General features: G+C 37.3%; 13 protein-coding genes. 5 read left to right on the plus strand and 8 right to left on the minus strand.

Going from position 1 to position 17,256, the window contains the following annotated elements; genetic code table 11:
* The first annotated feature begins 9 nt into the window (after window positions 1-9).
* Window positions 10-1,341 carry an alanine/glycine:cation symporter family protein gene (locus tag BN3004_RS01380; protein WP_058259493.1) on the plus strand — a complete coding sequence of 444 codons (1,332 nt, stop codon included), beginning with the start codon at window positions 10-12 and terminating at the stop codon, window positions 1,339-1,341.
* A gap of 153 nt (window positions 1,342-1,494) precedes the next feature.
* On the opposite strand, the gene BN3004_RS01385 is transcribed toward BN3004_RS01380, so the two are convergent.
* The 8 genes from BN3004_RS01385 to BN3004_RS01420 all read right to left on the minus strand — a co-directional run bounded on the left by BN3004_RS01385 (window position 1,495) and on the right by BN3004_RS01420 (window position 12,564).
* Window positions 1,495-1,713 (minus strand): BrnA antitoxin family protein, encoded by a 219-nt coding sequence (locus BN3004_RS01385; RefSeq protein ID WP_058259494.1) that lies wholly within the window; start codon window positions 1,711-1,713, stop codon window positions 1,495-1,497.
* 162 nt (window positions 1,714-1,875) lie between these two features.
* A complete protein-coding gene (gene gltX / locus BN3004_RS01390; protein WP_058259495.1) occupies window positions 1,876-3,351 on the minus strand; it encodes a glutamate--tRNA ligase in 1,476 nt (491 codons plus the stop codon).
* On the minus strand, window positions 3,344-5,065 hold the full coding sequence (locus BN3004_RS01395; RefSeq protein WP_058259496.1) for a proline--tRNA ligase: 1,722 nt from the start codon (window positions 5,063-5,065) through the stop codon (window positions 3,344-3,346). Before BN3004_RS01395 ends, gltX begins: the two co-directional genes overlap by 8 nt.
* Entirely contained in the window at window positions 5,052-6,872 is a 1,821-nt protein-coding gene (locus BN3004_RS01400) for an ABC transporter ATP-binding protein (RefSeq protein WP_058259497.1), read from the minus strand. Before BN3004_RS01400 ends, BN3004_RS01395 begins: the two co-directional genes overlap by 14 nt.
* 2 nt (window positions 6,873-6,874) lie before the next feature.
* Window positions 6,875-8,656, minus strand: coding sequence for an ABC transporter ATP-binding protein (locus tag BN3004_RS01405; protein WP_058259498.1), 1,782 nt, complete (start codon window positions 8,654-8,656; stop codon window positions 6,875-6,877).
* 10 nt (window positions 8,657-8,666) lie between these two features.
* Entirely contained in the window at window positions 8,667-10,280 is a 1,614-nt protein-coding gene (locus BN3004_RS01410) for an MBL fold metallo-hydrolase RNA specificity domain-containing protein (RefSeq protein ID WP_058259499.1), read from the minus strand.
* Window positions 10,277-11,434: a tRNA uracil 4-sulfurtransferase ThiI gene (thiI, locus tag BN3004_RS01415; RefSeq protein ID WP_242854175.1), complete on the minus strand. Its 1,158-nt coding sequence runs from the start codon at window positions 11,432-11,434 to the stop codon at window positions 10,277-10,279. Before thiI ends, BN3004_RS01410 begins: the two co-directional genes overlap by 4 nt.
* Window positions 11,431-12,564, minus strand: coding sequence for a cysteine desulfurase family protein (locus BN3004_RS01420; protein WP_058259500.1), 1,134 nt, complete (start codon window positions 12,562-12,564; stop codon window positions 11,431-11,433). Before BN3004_RS01420 ends, thiI begins: the two co-directional genes overlap by 4 nt.
* A 196-nt stretch (window positions 12,565-12,760) precedes the next feature.
* Here BN3004_RS01420 and BN3004_RS01425 point away from each other — a divergent pair, with 196 nt between their 5' ends.
* From BN3004_RS01425 to BN3004_RS01440, 4 genes are all read left to right on the plus strand, one after another.
* Complete coding sequence (locus BN3004_RS01425; protein WP_058259501.1) at window positions 12,761-13,669, plus strand: selenium metabolism-associated LysR family transcriptional regulator; 909 nt, start codon at window positions 12,761-12,763, stop codon at window positions 13,667-13,669.
* 121 nt (window positions 13,670-13,790) lie between these two features.
* Entirely contained in the window at window positions 13,791-14,636 is an 846-nt protein-coding gene (locus BN3004_RS01430) for an NgoPII family restriction endonuclease (protein ID WP_058259502.1), read from the plus strand.
* A 9-nt stretch (window positions 14,637-14,645) separates the two neighbouring features.
* Window positions 14,646-15,620, plus strand: a complete 975-nt coding sequence (locus BN3004_RS01435; RefSeq protein ID WP_058259503.1) for a DNA cytosine methyltransferase — start codon at window positions 14,646-14,648, stop codon at window positions 15,618-15,620.
* A gap of 172 nt (window positions 15,621-15,792) precedes the next feature.
* Complete coding sequence (locus tag BN3004_RS01440) at window positions 15,793-16,968, plus strand: ISL3 family transposase (RefSeq protein ID WP_058259271.1); 1,176 nt, start codon at window positions 15,793-15,795, stop codon at window positions 16,966-16,968.
* Window positions 16,969-17,256: the final 288 nt, after the last annotated feature.

The following is a 17,256-nucleotide window of genomic DNA, read 5'->3' on the forward strand; positions in this document are numbered from 1 at the left end:
GGAGGAAATATGGATACAATATTATTGATCAAAGATTTTATATGGGACTATTTATTAGTTTTCTTGCTTGTCTTTGCTGGTCTTTACTTAACTGTAAAGCTTGGCTTTATTCAATTTACTAAGCTTGGACAAGGTTTTAAAGAGCTTAAGAAGTCTAAAAGAGACGCTGCGAATGGCCTAGTAACGCCTCTTGAAGCGTTCTACACTTCACTTGCCGCACAAATAGGTACTGGTAACATCGCAGGTGTTGCTGCTGCCATCATGCTTGGCGGCTCTGGAAGTATATTCTGGATGTGGGTTTCGGGCTTTTTAGGCATGGCAATCATTTATTCGGAAACAGTTTTAGCTATTCTATGTAGAGAGAAAAAAGGTGACGACTACTTCGGCGGACCTGCCTACTATTTATCAAGAGGCATCAAGAACAAGGCTCTCGGTAAATTTTTAGCAGCTGTCTTTGCCATATTCATAATCATCGCACTAGCCTTCGCTGGAAACATGGTTCAATCGAACTCGGTTGCAAGCGTTATTGAAAGCTCATTTAATATCGCGCCTGTATATACTGGTGCCTTCATCGCAGTATTATTATCATTTATAATTATAGGTGGGGCAAAATCCATCGCAAAGGTAGCGACTAAGGTCGTTCCATTCATGATAGCGATGTTCCTTTTACATGGTTTAGTAATTTTACTAAAGTACTCGGCAAACATTGGCCCAGTTTTTAAAAGTATATTCGCAAACGCATTTACATGGAAGGCGGCTGCTGGCGGTGCTGTAGGTTTCAGCATCAAAGAGGCTCTTAAGCATGGTATGGTGCGCGGACTATTCTCAAATGAAGCGGGTATGGGCTCAACTCCTCATGCAAACGCCATCGCTGACGTTGATCACGCGTCTAAGCAAGGCTGCATCTCGATGATAACCGTCATAATCGACACTTTCGTCGTATGCACTATATCGGCGCTAATCATCTTAGTGACTGGCGCAAATGAGATTGAGGGAGCGCACTTCGCAGGCGTTTTGCAAAACGGCTTTGACATCGCTCTAGGCGGATCGGGCTCGGTCTTCTACGCGATATCGGTCTTCTTCTTCGGCTTCACGACTATACTTGGCTGGTACTACTACGGCGAATCGAACGTTATGTACCTATTCGGTGAGGACGCAATCAACTACTACAAGATCTTCGCCATCATCGCTGTGGTTGGCGGAACTATAGTAAGTGTCGACGCTATATACAATGTAAGTGACCTTTTGAATGGTCTTATGGTTATACCTAACATAATTGGTATCTTGATCTTAAACACTGTGGTTAAGAAGAATAAAAACGAAATTAATAAATTGAAGTAAAGTAAATAAAGCAATAAAAAAGTTTTAGCCTAGGGTCAATTGATCCACAGCTAAAACTTTTTCTTTTATGCAAATGTATTGTATATATATTTCTTTCATAAATCTTACAAAAAAGAAGTAGAGTCTCCCCTACTTCTTTGTATAATTTAATATTTACTTCCAAGTCATTTTTAAGCTTTTATTATTTGCGACACAATCTTCAAGATATAAATTGATTAAAGTTTGATATGGTATACCTGTGCTTTTAGCTTGGTCTTTAAAATAACTGATAACTGTTTCATTTAGATTGATTGTTATTTGCTTTTTTGCAATTTGTTCAGCATAAATGTTTTCTCTTGGATTTAAATTTTTTATATCGTATTCTTCTCTCATTTTATACCTCCTAAATACCATTAATATATATCATTCGTTCATTCTTTGTAGCTTTTCTTGCGGATATAATTATATTATAATTGTTTTATATTTATTTATCAAGCCCACCGCCATAAAAATGGGCTCTGCATCGCGCAAAGCCCATAATCTTTTTCCATTATCTTATTTGAATTTATCTAATCTCTTGAATATCTTTTCCTTACCTAATAAGTAAAGTATCCTATCCATTTCTGGTCCGTGTACTGAGAAGGAAATCATCGCTCTAACTGGCATATAAAGGTTTTTGCCTTTGATGCCTGTCTTCTTTTGTATGCTCTTCATGAATGTTTTGGCGTAATCAAGTGTGATTTCGTCTACTGATGCAAGCTCTTCTTCTATTGCGTTTGCAAGTACTTTTGCGTTTTCTGCATTTTCTCCTTCTAAGAATTCTTTTGTTTCATCTGCAAGTGGAAGCTCTTCGAAGATGAATCTTGCCTTTTCTGGCAATTCTGTCATTAGTGAGATATTATCCTTAAGTGTATCAATTAAAACTTCCATATACTCTTTGTTTTCTTTTGCAAAATCTTTTGTGATTAGTCCTGCCTTAACTAGTTCTTCGCTTGCTTCTTCTCTTAATACATTTATATCTTGATTTCTTAAGAATTGTGCGTTTACCCAATCTAGTTTGTCCTTATCAAAGATACCGCCTGTCTTGGATACTCTTTCGAAGGAGAACTCTTTGATTAGCTCATCCATGGTAAATATTTCTTTATTATCTTCTGGTGACCAGCCAACTAGTGCTAAGTAGTTATTTAACGCTTCTGGCAAATAGCCTTTGTCCTTGAAGTCTTCTACTGATACGTCGCCTTGTCTCTTTGATAATTTCTTTCTGTCTTTGTTAAGTACTGTTGGTAAGTGAACGTACTCTGGTTTTTCCCAGCCAAGTGCCTCGTATAAAAATACGTGCTTTGGTGTAGATGGTAGCCACTCTTCACCTCTAACGATGTGTGTTATGCCCATTAGGTGGTCGTCAACTACGACTGCCATGTGATATGTTGGGAAGCCGTCTGATTTTAATAGTACTTGATCATCTATATCTTCTGTGTTGATTGTGATGTCGCCTCTAACTACGTCGTGGAATGTTATGTCTGTATCTTTTGGTAATTTTAGTCTAACTACGTATGGCTCGCCATTTGCCACTCTCTTCTTTGCTTCGTCTAGAGGAATATTTCTACAGAAGCCATCATACTTTGGTATTAGGCCCTTGATTTGTCTTTCTTCTCTGATTCTGTCAAGCCTTTCCTTATCGCAGAAGCAGTAGTATGCCTTGCCTTCTTCGATTAGCTGATCAACATATTTTCTATATATATCAAGTCTTTCTGATTGTATATATGGGCCGTAGTCGCCTTTTTGAACTACCTTGCCATCTTCAATGAAAACGCCTTCGCTGTAGTGTATGCCTGCCCAGTGAAGTGAGTTTATCAAGTTTTCTATAGCGCCTTCGACGTAACGTGTTCTGTCTGTGTCTTCGATTCTTAAGATGAAGTCGCCACCCATCTTTTCGGCGAATAAGTAGTTATATAGCGCTGTTCTTAATGAACCTATGTGCACAAAACCTGTTGGCGATGGTGCAAATCTTACTCTAACTTTTTTATCCACGATTATTCTTCCTTTCCTTTATATATGCAATTATCTTGTTAATAGCTTCGCTAGCATCTATCTCTTCATTTTCCATTTCACGACGAGTTGAGTACTCGACCTTGCCTTCACTAGCAAGCTTACCTACTGTAATTCTAAGAGGTATACCGATTAGGTCTCTATCGTTAAATTTGACGCCAGCTCTTTCTGCTCTGTCATCAAGAAGCACTTCGACCTTTTCCGCCAATAGTTTTTGATAAATTTCTTCAGCAAGTTTATTTTGCTCTTCGTCTTTTACATTGACTATTGTTACGATGGCTTCGTATGGACATGATGATATTGGCCAGATGATACCCTTTTCATCGTTGTTTTGCTCAACTATAGCAGATACTGTTCTTGATATGCCAACGCCGTAGCAGCCCATCCAGAAGTATTCGTCCTTGCCATTTTCATCCAAGAATGTTGCCTTCATTGATTTTGAGTATTTTTGACCAAGTTGGAAGATGTTTCCGACTTCTATGCCTCTCTTGAACTCAAGTTTGCCGCCGCACTTAGGACAAACATCGCCCTCAGCTATCATTAGTAAATCATCGACGAATTCAAATTTTTCATTATCACTAATATTATAGTTCATATAGTGATAATTTTCTTCGTTAGCGCCTATAACCATGTTTTTGATATTCTTAACTCTTTCATCGGCGATAAGTCTATCAGCCTTTAAGCCGATAGGGCCAGTGTAGCCTGGGAAGGAGCCCATAGCCTTGATCTCTTCGTCGCCCATCATCTCAATCTCGTGCTCTGCGCAGCCAAGATGCTTTATTAATTTTGTTAGATTAAGCTCTCTTGATCCAGGTATGAAAACTACGATCTTTTCTCCCTTAACCATTAGGTCAACTGCCTTAAGGCATCTATCTTTATCTACCTTTAATAATTCCGCTAAATCGTCAATAGTTTTAACGCCTTTTGTTTCTACTTTTTCAATCTCTTTTATATCTTCATTACTATTGTCATATTTATAAGCTACTTCAGCTTTTTCATCAGTCGCCGAAAAATCGCAGCTATCGCAATATGTGATCACGCCTTCACCAACATCTGAAAGTGCAGTGAACTCGTGTGACTCGTTACCACCGATAGCACCTGAGTCGCCTCTAACTATCCTGTAATCAAGTTCAAGTCTGTCGTAGATGTTTTCGTAAGCTTCCCACATGTTCTTGTAGCTAGCGACCATGTCCTCTTGAGTCTTGTCAAAAGAGTAAGCGTCCTTCATCAAAAACTCTCTCGCTCTATTGATACCAAATCTAGGTCTCTTCTCGTCCCTGTACTTAGTTTTGATTTGGTAGATATTTATTGGCAGCTTCTTATATGAGTTTACATCGCTTCTTATAAGATCTGTGAAAAACTCTTCTGCTGTTGGCGCAAGACAAAACTCTCTGTCGTTTCTGTCCTTTAGTTTAAACATCTCTGGTCCGAAGGTATCCCATCTACCCGACTCTTCCCAAAGCTCTCTTGGCTGAACAGCACTCATGTTGATCTCTTGAGCGTCGTGTGAGTCCATCTCTTCTCTAACTATGGCCTCAATCTTTCTGATTACTCTGTAGCCAAGGTTCATGTATGAATAAATTCCTGAGGCGCTCTTCTTGATAAAGCCGCCTCTTAATAGTAACTTATGTGATGCAATCTCTGCTTCGCTAGGATCCTCTCTCAATGTTTTAAAAAACATTTTACTCATTCTCATAGCTTTCTTCCTCCTCTTGGTACTCGTAGTTTTCTTTTTGTGCGTTGAACATCTTGTAGTAAAGGCTGTCTGTCTTTTGCATTAGTTTTTTGTGCGTGTCAAAGTCCTCTACAGTACCGTTATTTATTAACAAAATTTTATCGCAGAATATCGACGAACTCATTCTGTGTGAGATGTATATCGATGTCTTCTCCTTAACAAGGTAGTTGAAGTTCTCGTAAATCTCCGCCTCGCTCTTCGGGTCAAGTGCCGATGTTGGCTCGTCAAGTATAACTAGCTCGCTGTCCTTGTACAAGCTTCTTGCAATTGCTAGCTTTTGGAACTGTCCTTGCGATAGTTTTTCTCCCGTTTCAGAGTAGCCCATGGAGACTTTCGTGTCCATACCGCTACTTAACGAATTAATTTTATCATATATGTCAATATCTTTCAATACTTTAGTGACTTTTTCTCTGTCGTAGTCAGTCTTTGATGCAACAGTCTCTGCCACAGGGAAATTGTATATATTATAGTCTTGGAACACAACTGAGATAAATTTTTGGTACTCATCCATCTTTATCTTACTTATATCAAGGCCATTAAGAAGTATCTCGCCCTTTGTTGGCTCATAAAGCCTTGTCATTAACTTGATGATGGTTGTCTTGCCAGCACCATTAAGACCAACTATAGAAATCTTTTCGCCCTTATTAATATTGAAGGATAAATTCTTTAAAACGTAGTCTTCAGAGCTTGGGTACTTGAACCACACGTCTTTAAACTCAATCGTGTCAATGGACTTAGGCATATCATATTCGTATGCTTTTGCCTTTTCTTCTGGTAACATCATAAATCTATAGTAAGGCTCTGTCATGTTCCTCATCATAATCATATTGACATAGTTTTGTGAGATGATTCTAACTCTTTGGTTAAAGTTAACAAAGGCCGATGTGTATAGAGCGAAGGAACCGATTGAGATTTGTGGGCCGAAAACATTCGATACGGCTCTAATCGATATATAGATGTAGCTTAAAGCTCTTGATACGCCGTCTAAGATACCGCTAAAGAAAAATGAAAGTGAGTTTATGGTATACATATTCGCTATACCTGCGCTTATGTCCTTCATTAATTTATATATGGATCCATTGACCAAGTTATGCATGGAGAATAGCTTTACATCCATCATCTTACTATTGTCATAAATAATATTCATGTAAGCAGAAAATTTTCTGTTTATATCTTCAAGTGAAGCTAAGAAGTCTCCCATCTTCTTGTTCGCCCAAGCGCCTATGACAAAGTTTAGGCACGCTACTAAAAGAAGTATTACACCTAAAACCCAGGAGAAGCTAAAGGCGATTACCGCTAAGAAGATTACAACTACAAAGGATACAAATACTTCCGCAGCTATTTGAACGAAGTTTGCTAGAGGTGATTGAGTGCTCATGATGAAGTCCGCTTGGTCCTTAAGATTCATGTAATCTTTGTTCTCAAGCATCGAGTAATCAAGCTTCATAGTCTTTTCGCATATATTGTAACGAATTCTTTGTTGCACGCCAGGAAGGTCTACGTTGTTGATGTAGTTGTTGACATAGCCTGGTATTTTGGCTAAGACAACGTTTGCAAGCACCAAAAGTACTACATAAGTCACTATCTCAAAGCCAGCGCCATTCATTACTGAGTCAATAACTAGTTTTGGTAAGAATACATTTATCATCAATAGTCCTGCTGATGACAATGAGGCCAGTAAGATTAAAAATACTGTTTTCTTGGAGTATTCCCAAATTGATTTGATCATGAAGCCATATATCTTCATATGTTCTTTATAGTTTTTCATATTTAGGCCTCCTTAGTATAGTATTTACCTTGTATAGTGAACATTTCGTAATATTCACCCTTCTTCTTCATAAGCTCATCGTGAGTACCCTCTTCGAAGATCTTTCCGCCCTTAAGAAGTATAATTCTGTCGCAGAACTTTGTCGATGAAAGTCTGTGTGAGATGTATATCGACGTTCTGTCCTCTCTTAAGTCATTTAGCTTAGAATATATCTCGTGCTCAGCAAGTGCATCTAAGTTTGCTGTCGGCTCATCAAGTATAAGTATAGGTGAGTCCTTGTACACAGCTCTCGAGATGGCAAGTTTTTGTTCTTGTCCGCCCGATAGTTCAAGAGCGTCCTTAGCAACTTCATGAGACATATTTCTTTCGTAAGCGTTTTTCTCTTCTTCGATACGCTCCTTAAGTCCCACGTCCTCAATTGCTCTCTTGGCTCTTTCCAAGTCATAAGTTTCATGCATAGAAATATTATTACCAAGTGTATACGGATAGATATTTACCTGTTGGAATATGCAGGCAAACATCTTATATAGCTCTTCTTCCTTGAACTCGTTGATGTTTACGCCATTAAGAAGTATCTCGCCTTCGTCCGGTCTAAATAATCTTACTAATAAATTGATTATAGTGGACTTACCCTCACCATTGTTACCAACTAGTGCGATGGTTTCGTTCTTAGCTATCTTAAAGCTTAAGTTATCAAGCACTTTCTTATCTGTATTTGGATAAGCAAAGCTAACATTTCTAAACTCAATATCAACAGCACCACTAAGTCTATCTCTAGTACCATGGTCTGAGCTTAGCTTATCTGTTTCAAGTAAATCATACATATTTTCTACGTAAATAGTTTGATTAACAACAAAAAACTCGTAGTCTTCTATAGCTCTGTCGGCCAATAATACAAATTGTAGCATAAGTGTTAGATACATTAAGAAGCTACCTGTGTCAACTGAGCCATTCTTAAAGCTAAGTATAAGTGTATAGGCAAAAATGCCCTGAGCAATAATTAAAATTATTACTGATAAAAGACTCTTTCTAAAAGTTTTATTCACAGCTCTTAGACTAAAACTCTTTCTCTTATCAATAACGTTTTTATAAGCATTAAGTATCATGTCTTTTAAATTAAAAAGCCTTATTTCTTTACCAGATTTAAAATCACCAGCAGTTTTAGTGTAGTATCTGATTTCATCAGTTATTTTATTTATCTCGGCATCATTATCACTTACTTCTTTGTTTGCTTGTCTTTGTGCGTAGGCATAAGTAATTGCATATAAAAGTAGTAGTGCTCCTGTTAATGGTGATAAAGCCGTAATAACTCCTCCAATAATTATAAGTGAAAGAATTATAGGTGCAGTTCTTGCAAACTCTCTAAGCATGCCAGCAACTCCGCCCCAGTCACTGTTTGTTGCTTCAAAGGCCATGCCATACATCTTAAAGATGGATCTGTCACTTATGTATTTAAAGTCGGCAGCTGCCATCTTTTTGTTTTGCTCGTGCATTAGCTCGAACCTTGTTTTATTTGCAACTGTTATTACTTGATTTGAGCAGTAAAGGCTTACGCCTTCAACTAAGAACTCCAAGACAAAAAAGCCAAGTGAGATTAGTAAAATCCTTCTAATCGCGTCTGTACCGGGATTTTCTACGACTCCAACTATTAGCTTAGGCATTAGTGATAATACTAGTGGAGCGAAGGCTCCTAAGAGACAGGCAAATAAGATGTAAAGAATCATCTTCCTGTCTGTTCTAATCGCGTCTCCAAGCAGGCGCTTCAGTGTTTTTGTGTACTTCATTTTTCTCCTCCTACGAGTTAAGCTCCTTATTGATATTAACTAAGGCAAGCTCTGCCTCGTCAAGTGCGTCCTTAAGCTTCTTACTCTTCTTTAAGTGTTCCTTCGTATATAATTTATTTGAGCTTTTAACTATGTTTGAGAAAGCGGCTAATAGATTGTCAAAGCTCTTCTTAAGCTCTTCTTCACCAGCGAGCTTGTTCTTGTGAACATCGATCCTTGCACTTTCACCAGTAGCTAGGTCAATTGTTTCTCCAAGCTTTGGTGCGTATACCTCAAGACCTTGGTCTCTAGCTATCTTTTGCTTTAAAATTTCTTGTGCATCGCTCTCGCCATGAACCAAGAATACTTTTTTAGGCTTTCTTTCATAAGCATCTAGCCATTTTAATAGCATATTTTGATCGGCGTGTGCAGAAAAGCCTTGCAAGTCATAAACTTCTAGGCCTACGTCCACCATTTGACCAAAGAGCTTAACTCTTCTTACGCCACCCAGAATGATGCGGCCTAAGGAGCCTTCTGCTTGGTAGCCAACTATAACAAGCGAGTTTCTCTTGTCCCAAAGACAATTCTTTAAGTGATGTCTGATCCTGCCTGCTGTCATCATGCCTGATGATGCGATGATGACCTTTGGCGCCTCGTCCACATTAAGCGCCTTCGAGTCCTCTGTCTCGCGAATGTATTTTAAGTGCTTAAACATAAGTGGATCGTCGCCCGACTTAAGCAGCTTTTGTGTCTCTTCGTCTAAAATATCGTAGTTACGCATAAATACTTCTGTCGCGTCGACCGCCATCGGCGAATCAAGAAAAACTCTTACGTTTTGATTCTTTCTCTTCTCGAACTCTTTGTTAAGTAAATATATAAGTTCTTGGCTCCTACCAACTGCAAAGCTTGGTATTAGAACAGTTCCGCCTCTTGCAACAGTCTTATCTATGATATCAATAAGCTTTTGAGTGCTGTCCGTAATTTTCTCGTGATTGCGATTGCCATAAGTTGACTCCATGATGACATAGTCAGCGTCCTTGATGAAAGTCGGATCCTTTAGTAGAGGCCTGTCCGGCATACCAAGGTCGCCAGAAAATACAAGTTTAGTCTCTTTACCATCTTCATTTATGTAAATTTCCAAGATGGCTGAGCCAAGTATATGACCTGCATCTCTAAAGATGATTTTGATCCCATCAAAAAGTTCTATCTCTTCACCATAAGCATAGCCCCTTAAAAGCTTAAGAGTATCATCAACGTCTACGTCTGTGTAAAGAGGCTCAACTGGGTCAAGGCCTTGACGAAGATTCTTCTTAGTCTCAGTCTCAGCGTCTTGCATACCAATCTTTGCCGAGTCGTAGAGCATGACTGGAGCTAGGTCCATAGTCGCCTTAGTCATGATGACTTCGCCGTCGTAGCCATCCTTGACCATCTTAGGAAGCCTTCCTATGTGGTCGATGTGTGCGTGAGTGATTAAAACCTTGTCAATGTCCCTAACATTGTAGTCAAAGGGCCTTTTGTTGAGCTCTTCAAGGTCATTACTGCCTTGAAACATGCCACAATCTATAACAATCTTCTTGCCACAGGCTTCGAGCAAATAGTTGGAGCCGGTTACTTCTTGTGCTGCGCCTAAAAAACTTAGTTTCATATTAGCTCTCCTTTTTTATAAATATCCTCTACAATTGCGTCTATATCTACCTTTTCTTCTTCGCATTTAACATCAGCGATTAGTGGTCTCGTTTGTGGATGGTCTGGCGAAAATACTGAGCAGCAGTCGTCGAATGGCTCTATCGATTTTTCGTAAGTGCCTATCTTTTTCGCTATGTCAATGATGTCAAGCTTATCAAAGGCTATGAGCGGTCTAAAGATGACCATGTCTGTCGCGTCTTCTATCGCTTTAATGCCGTACATTGTTTGAGATGCAACTTGACCGATATTCTCCCCTGTGATGATGGCGTCGTAGCCCTTGTCGTGAGCGAGCTTCTTCGCAACGCGCATCATTATCCTTCTTGAAACGACTGTTGTGTACGAAACGTTCATATTTTGGTTGATGGCTGTGTAAGCATCAAGCATATTATATGAGTATAATTTTATACCTCCAGTGTAGGCAGCAACTATGTCTCTAAGGCCTTTAACCTTCTCAAGTGCTTGCAGCGAGGTAAATGGGTATGAGTGGAAATGTATCGCATCGACCTTAACGCCGCGCTTCGCCATCATATATAGAGCGACTGGACTGTCTATGCCGCCTGATAGTAGGCAAAGTGCCTTGCCGTTAGTTGCCTTTGGCATGCCACCAAGTGCCTTGTGCTTTTCTACTGAAACGTAGGCAAATTTCCTTATGTCAACGTAAACTTCATGTTCGGGCGTATGCACATCAACTTTTAGTCCGTCAGTATTTGTAAGTATGGCAGCGCCTATCTCCCTTGATAGCTCCATCGAGTTAAGCGGAAATTTCTTATCCGCTCTTGTTGATGATGCCTTGAATGTGCCTTTTAAATTCTTTTCCTTAACTAGGTCAATAGCGAGGCGCCTGATCACTTCGATATCTTTTTCACATCTATAAGCCTTTCTGATCCAAACAATGCCGAAGACTTTTTTTAGTGCTTCAATTGCTTTTTCAGATTTTGCTTCGTCCACTTCTATAATTATCTTGCCGATATCATTATAAAGGCTGTCGTAGCCGATGTCCTTCATGTTCTTATCGATGTTTGAGATAAGTTTTTGCTCGAAGTACCTTCTGTTGCCGCCCTTTAGGTGCATCTCGCCCTCACTGATTATCAAATATACTTTATCCGTCATCATTTTTTAACACTCCTAATAAATTTAACCGCTTTCTTAATGATTTCCGCCGACTTTAAGACCTCTTCTTCAGTATTCATCTCGGAAAATGAAATTCTTACCGTCTCTTCAGCTTCTTTTTCGCTGTAGCCATAGCCTTCAAGGACACGCATGTGCTTCTTTTGCTTCGATGAGCAAGCAGAAGACGTTGAAATGTAGACCTCATCTTGCTCTAAGATGTGCACTAAGACCTCGGCCTTGATATTATCAAAAGCTACCGACAAAACGTATGGCGAATAGCCCTCGCCCTCTGAATGAAGGTGAACGCCATCAAGCTCTTTTAGGCTCTCTATCATTTTATTTTTTAAATCATTTACATATTTATAATTATCTTCTAGATTTTTATCCAAAATTTTAACCGCTTCAGCAAGAGCTAAGACGCCCGGAACGTTCTCAGTACCTGCTCTTAGAGAAAATTCTTGTTCGCCGCCATAAATAAGTGGCTTAACCAAGTTCACATCGCGTGCGTAAAGGCAGCCAATGCCCTTAGGCGCGTGAACCTTGTGGCCCGACATCGACAGAAAATCAATATTGCCCTCGCTTAAATCAATACGAAGCTTGCCAAAAGCTTGAACCGCGTCAGTCGCAAAAATTATATCTGGATAAAGCCTCTTTACTTCACGAGAAATGCTTTCTACGTCTATGATGCTGCCCACTTCGTTGTTAACATGCATAAGTGAAACAAAGCCAAAGCCATCATCAAGCTTTGCTAATACATCGTCTAAAGTGATTTGTCCGTCCTTAGGATGAATTTTAATCACTTCAAAGCCATTGGCCACTAGATTGTCAATAGGCTTATTCATCGCTTGATGCTCGACCGCCGTCGTCAAAATTTTCTTCTTCTTTATATCCTTAATCGAATTTACAATAATGTTATTCGCCTCACTCGCGCAAGACGTAAAAATGATTTCGCCAGACTTGATATTTAGAAATTTTTTGATGACGCTCCTCGCCTCTTCAAAGTCATTCCTTAGTAAAAAGCCTGCCTTATGTATGCTCGATGGATTCGCATAAGCTTCTTCAAACGCATGCACAGCCGCATCCATCGCCTCTTTATATACTTTTGTTGTTGCACAATTATCTAAATAAATCATAAACCTCACCACTTCTATTATATTATAAAGCCGTTAAAATAGCAATGAAAAACGCATTCTCATGGGAAAAAATAAATATTTATATCATCACTGCCATAAACATAAAATATTATTTGAAAAATCGTATTATTTATATATTTATCTTGAAAAAAATCAATACTTGTGATAAAATATCTTTATATGAGGAGGGAAGAAAATGGACATCAGACAAATAGAAACTTTTGTTGAAGTCGTTAGGCTTGAAAGTTTCTCGAAAGCTGCAGAAAAGCTATTTATAACTCAGCCAACTGTGTCAAATCACATCACCGCTCTTGAAAAAGAAGTCGGCAGTGAACTTATTGACAGAAGCGGTAGGCTGTTTCGAATTACGCCGACAGGCCAAATTTTGTACGAACATGCGGAGAAGATCATCGATCAGATCAACAATGCTAAGTATGAGATTGACGCCTACGACCAAGGTCTGCAGGGTAAGATAAGCATTTTGTCGAGCTCCATCCCTAGAGAGTACATCCTTCCTGATTTGATCAAGTCTTTCCTTGAAGAGCACCCGAAAATCAGTTTTTCGCTGCAAGGAAGCGATTCAAAGGAAGCTATCAAGAAAATTTTGACTTATGAGAATGACTTTGCCATCGTCGGCAAGATGAATGACAACCCAAAACTTGATTTTGTTAAACTCGTTAAGGACTCAAGTGTACTTATAGTGCCAAATGACAAGTTTGAAAACCTTAAGAATGGTGACACAGTTAAGTTTGAAGACATACTCGAAGAAAACTTTATTCTTAGGGAGTATGGCTCTGCCTCTCTCGAAACCATAATCAACGCTATATATCAAAGCTCGAAGGACGCTAGAAAGCTTAGGATAGTTGGCACATGCGATGACAATGAAGCGATCAAGTCCTTAGTAAGCAAGGGCGTTGGCCTTAGCTTTATGAATAGGATTGCAATCGAAAGAGATATTAAGGAAAATAGATTTAAGTACCTTAACATAAAAGGTGTGGATTTCTCAAGAGACTTCTACTTCTTGTATCACAGAGAAAAGCCTCTAAGCCCACTGGGTAAGAGATTTAAGGACTTTGTCTTAGATTATGTAAAGAAAAATAAATAGATAATGTTTTTTATGGAGTTAGTTTTTTCTAGCTCCTTTTTTGCGGCATATATAATTCCACATTATATATCTTTACATTAAACACTTTTTGTTATATAATAAAAATCGAAAGGGTGATTAAATGGCAAATATCATAAATGCTATAATAAATATCGTAGAAAATCCTAAGCTCGAGTTAAGAAAATACTCTTCTAGTCATAATAGGGTAAATAGCGTTGGTGAAGCGCTAGAAGAATATATTAAAGATGCTTTTGCTGGAACTATAAACGAAAATAATGAAAATAAAAGAAATGAAGTACGTTCAAAGATTTTTAGTTACTTAGGTAATCAAAATAATCCACCTGATTGCATTCTGCGCGATGGTGATGCAATAGAAATAAAAAAGATTGAGTCAGATACTTCTAATCTTGCGCTAAACAGCAGTTATCCTAAGAATAAATTATTTGCCAATAGTCCTATGATTAATAACTCTTGTCGTAATTGTGAACAATGGAATGTTAAAGATATGATTTACACTGTAGGTGTAGTAAAAAATGGTACTCTTAAAGCATTAGCATTTGTTTATGGAAGTGAATACTGTGCTGATAATGTTGTTTATGAAAGAGTTAGAAATACAATTAAAGAAGGTATTGGGGGTATTGATGCACTAGAGTTTGCTGACACAAGAGAACTTGGAAGAGTAAACAGGGTTGATCCTCTAGGTATTTCTTTTCTTCGTGTTCGTGGTATGTGGGGTATTAAAAACCCATTTGAAACATTTGATTATATTTATAAAAAAGATAAAAACAAAAAATTTAATTTGATGGCTATTATTAACGAGGAAAAGTATTATAGTTTTAACAATTACAAAGACTTAGAAAAAATAATAAATAATAATTTAAACGCAGATATTTCAAACGTAAAAATTAAAGATCCTAATAATCCAGCAAAATTAAAAACAGTCAAATTAATAAATTTTAGTATGTAGGTGAAAAATATGAATATTATAAGTTTATTTTCTGGAGCAGGTGGGCTAGATTTAGGTTTTGAAAGAGCTGGATTCAACATTTTGTTCGCTAATGAATATGATAAAACAATATGGGAAACATATGAAAGAAATCACAAATCTCCATTAGACAAAAGAGACATTAGAGCTGTTGCTACATCCTTTATACCTGATTGTGATGGAATAATTGGAGGTCCACCATGTCAAAGCTGGAGCGAAGCTGGGGCTGGTAGAGGTATTAATGATAGTAGGGGCAAACTATTTTTTGACTTCATAAGAATTCTTAAAGATAAACAACCAAAATTTTTTGTTGCTGAAAACGTTTCTGGTATGCTTGGTAATGCACATAAAGATGCCGTGAAAAATATTCTTTTTTTATTTAATAACGCTGGATATAACGTAAGCATTAACTTAGTAAATGCTGCAAATTATAATGTACCTCAAGATCGAAAAAGAGTGTTTTACATAGGTTTTAGGCAGGATTTAAATGTAAAGTTTAATTTTCCAAAACCTTTAAACAAAAAACTGACTCTAAGAGACTCTATCTGGGATTTAAAAGAGTCAGCTATTAAGGCTAGAGATAAAAATAAAACAAACGGTAGCGATTGTATTATCCCAAATCATGAGTACTTTACAGGAAACTACTCAACAATTTATATGTCTAGAAATAGAGTTCGTAGTTGGGATGAACAATCATTTACTATTCAAGCTGGAGGCAGACATGCACCTATACATCCGCAAGCGCCAAAAATGCTCTTTGTTAGTAAAAATAAAAGAATATTTGTACCAGGGGAAGAAAACCTATATCGCAGACTTACAGTAAGAGAATGTGCTAGAATTCAAACTTTTCCAGATGATTTTATATTTTATTATGAAAATGTTTCTGATGGATATAAAATGGTTGGCAACGCTGTACCCGTAGAGCTAGCTTACTGCATAGCTAAAAGTATTAAAGATTGTTTTTAATAAAATAAATAGATTTTGTTTATTATGGAGCTAGTTTTATTGGCTGTATAATATCTATTGGGGAGTAAAACCTCAATAGATATTTTTTTGATAAAATTACAAAAAAAAGTTGCACTTGCACACATTTTATCCTATACTTAAAATACCACTACAACATAGGAGGTGTGTACAAGTGCAAGAATATAATACCATAAATTTGCTAGCTTGTAAAGATGTAGTTGTTAACAATTTTAAAGAAGGTGAAAATGTAGTAGTTATAGAAGCACAGACAAAAAAGTTAAAAAGCTGCCCATACTGTGGTTCTAAACATATCTGGGTTCATGATCACAGAACTCAAAAGATAAAAGATACACAGATGCATGGTAAAAAATGCATAATAAACCTAAGAAAAACTAGGTACAACTGTAAGTGCTGCGGGAAAAGAATTGATAGCAAAACAGAACTAGTAGCAAAGAAAATGACCATGACAAAAAGACTAGTAGCATCCATAGCTAGAGAGTTTAGAGAACTTTACTCAATAAAGTCAATATCAAGAAGATACTCAGTAAGCACATCAACAGTTACAAGAGTCCTATCTTACCTATCAGTAGAGAGAAAAAGTCTTCCAAAAGTACTTTTAATAGACGAGTTTAAAGGCGACAGCGGTTCATACAAGTATCAATGCTCACTTCTAGATGGCATAACACATGAAATCATAGACATAGTTAAAAGTAGGCAAGAAAATATTTTGTTTGAATACTTTAAAAACATACCAAAAGAAGAAAGAGAAAATGTAAAGATATTTGTTAGCGATATGTCAAAAACATTTAAAAACGTTAAAAACGCATACTTTAAAAACGCAGTACACATAGCAGACAAATATCACTTCGTAAGACAAGTCTCTTGGAGCTTAGAAAACGTAAGAAAGAGAATACAAAAAGATACATCAGCAGAAATGAGAATATACCTAAAAAGAAGTAAAAGCATACTTACAAAACCAATGCCAAAACTTAATGATGATCAAAAGCGAGAAGCAGCTCTAATGCTAGAGATAAGCGAAGAGCTAAGACTAGCATATGGCTTAAAAGAATCCTTCTATCAAGAAGTTCTAGTGCAGAAAAACAAAGAACAAGCACAATACAAGGTAAACGCATGGATAGACATATGTAAAAAATCAAAACTTAAAGAGTTTAAATCATGTATAACAGCCTTTACAAACTGGTCTGATGAAATTACAAACTCATTTGACTACAAACATTCAAATGGAGCACTAGAAGGAAAACATACAAAGATAAAGACACTAAAAAGAAACAGCTTTGGTATGAGAAACTTCGAGAGGTTCAGAAAAAGAATAATGCTTTTAGACTAAAATATATATATAAAACATCATAAAAACCTAATAAGCCTATATAGGTTTATTAGTCATGCAAAAATTACATAAATTTGTGTTATTTTAAGTATATAAATTAAAAACGTGCAAATGTTAGTTTTAACATAAAAAGAGAGACTTAAATCAATAAGTCTCCCCAATATTTGACATAGAGCCTAAAAAATTTGATTTTTTACTAAATTTAATAAAAATAAGCAAACCCAGGAAAAAATTCCTGGGTTTGTCTTCACTCTGAGAAGGCAATTGCCTTCTTTAAACTATAAATAA

This window comes from Fenollaria timonensis (assembly GCF_001457835.1).
Taxonomy (GTDB): Bacteria; Bacillota; Clostridia; order Tissierellales; family Peptoniphilaceae; genus Fenollaria; species Fenollaria timonensis.

Coding starts and splice junctions, on each gene's coding strand:
- BN3004_RS01430 (WP_058259502.1), top strand. CDS start 13,791: ATGGCAAATATCATAAATGCTATAATAAATATCGTAGAAAATCCTAAG.
- BN3004_RS01405 (WP_058259498.1), bottom strand. CDS start 8,656: ATGAAGTACACAAAAACACTGAAGCGCCTGCTTGGAGACGCGATTAGA.
- BN3004_RS01400 (WP_058259497.1), bottom strand. CDS start 6,872: ATGAAAAACTATAAAGAACATATGAAGATATATGGCTTCATGATCAAA.
- BN3004_RS01380 (WP_058259493.1), top strand. CDS start 10: ATGGATACAATATTATTGATCAAAGATTTTATATGGGACTATTTATTA.
- BN3004_RS01425 (WP_058259501.1), top strand. CDS start 12,761: ATGGACATCAGACAAATAGAAACTTTTGTTGAAGTCGTTAGGCTTGAA.
- BN3004_RS01435 (WP_058259503.1), top strand. CDS start 14,646: ATGAATATTATAAGTTTATTTTCTGGAGCAGGTGGGCTAGATTTAGGT.
- BN3004_RS01420 (WP_058259500.1), bottom strand. CDS start 12,564: ATGATTTATTTAGATAATTGTGCAACAACAAAAGTATATAAAGAGGCG.
- BN3004_RS01410 (WP_058259499.1), bottom strand. CDS start 10,280: ATGAAACTAAGTTTTTTAGGCGCAGCACAAGAAGTAACCGGCTCCAAC.
- thiI (WP_242854175.1), bottom strand. CDS start 11,434: ATGATGACGGATAAAGTATATTTGATAATCAGTGAGGGCGAGATGCAC.
- BN3004_RS01385 (WP_058259494.1), bottom strand. CDS start 1,713: ATGAGAGAAGAATACGATATAAAAAATTTAAATCCAAGAGAAAACATT.
- BN3004_RS01395 (WP_058259496.1), bottom strand. CDS start 5,065: ATGAGAATGAGTAAAATGTTTTTTAAAACATTGAGAGAGGATCCTAGC.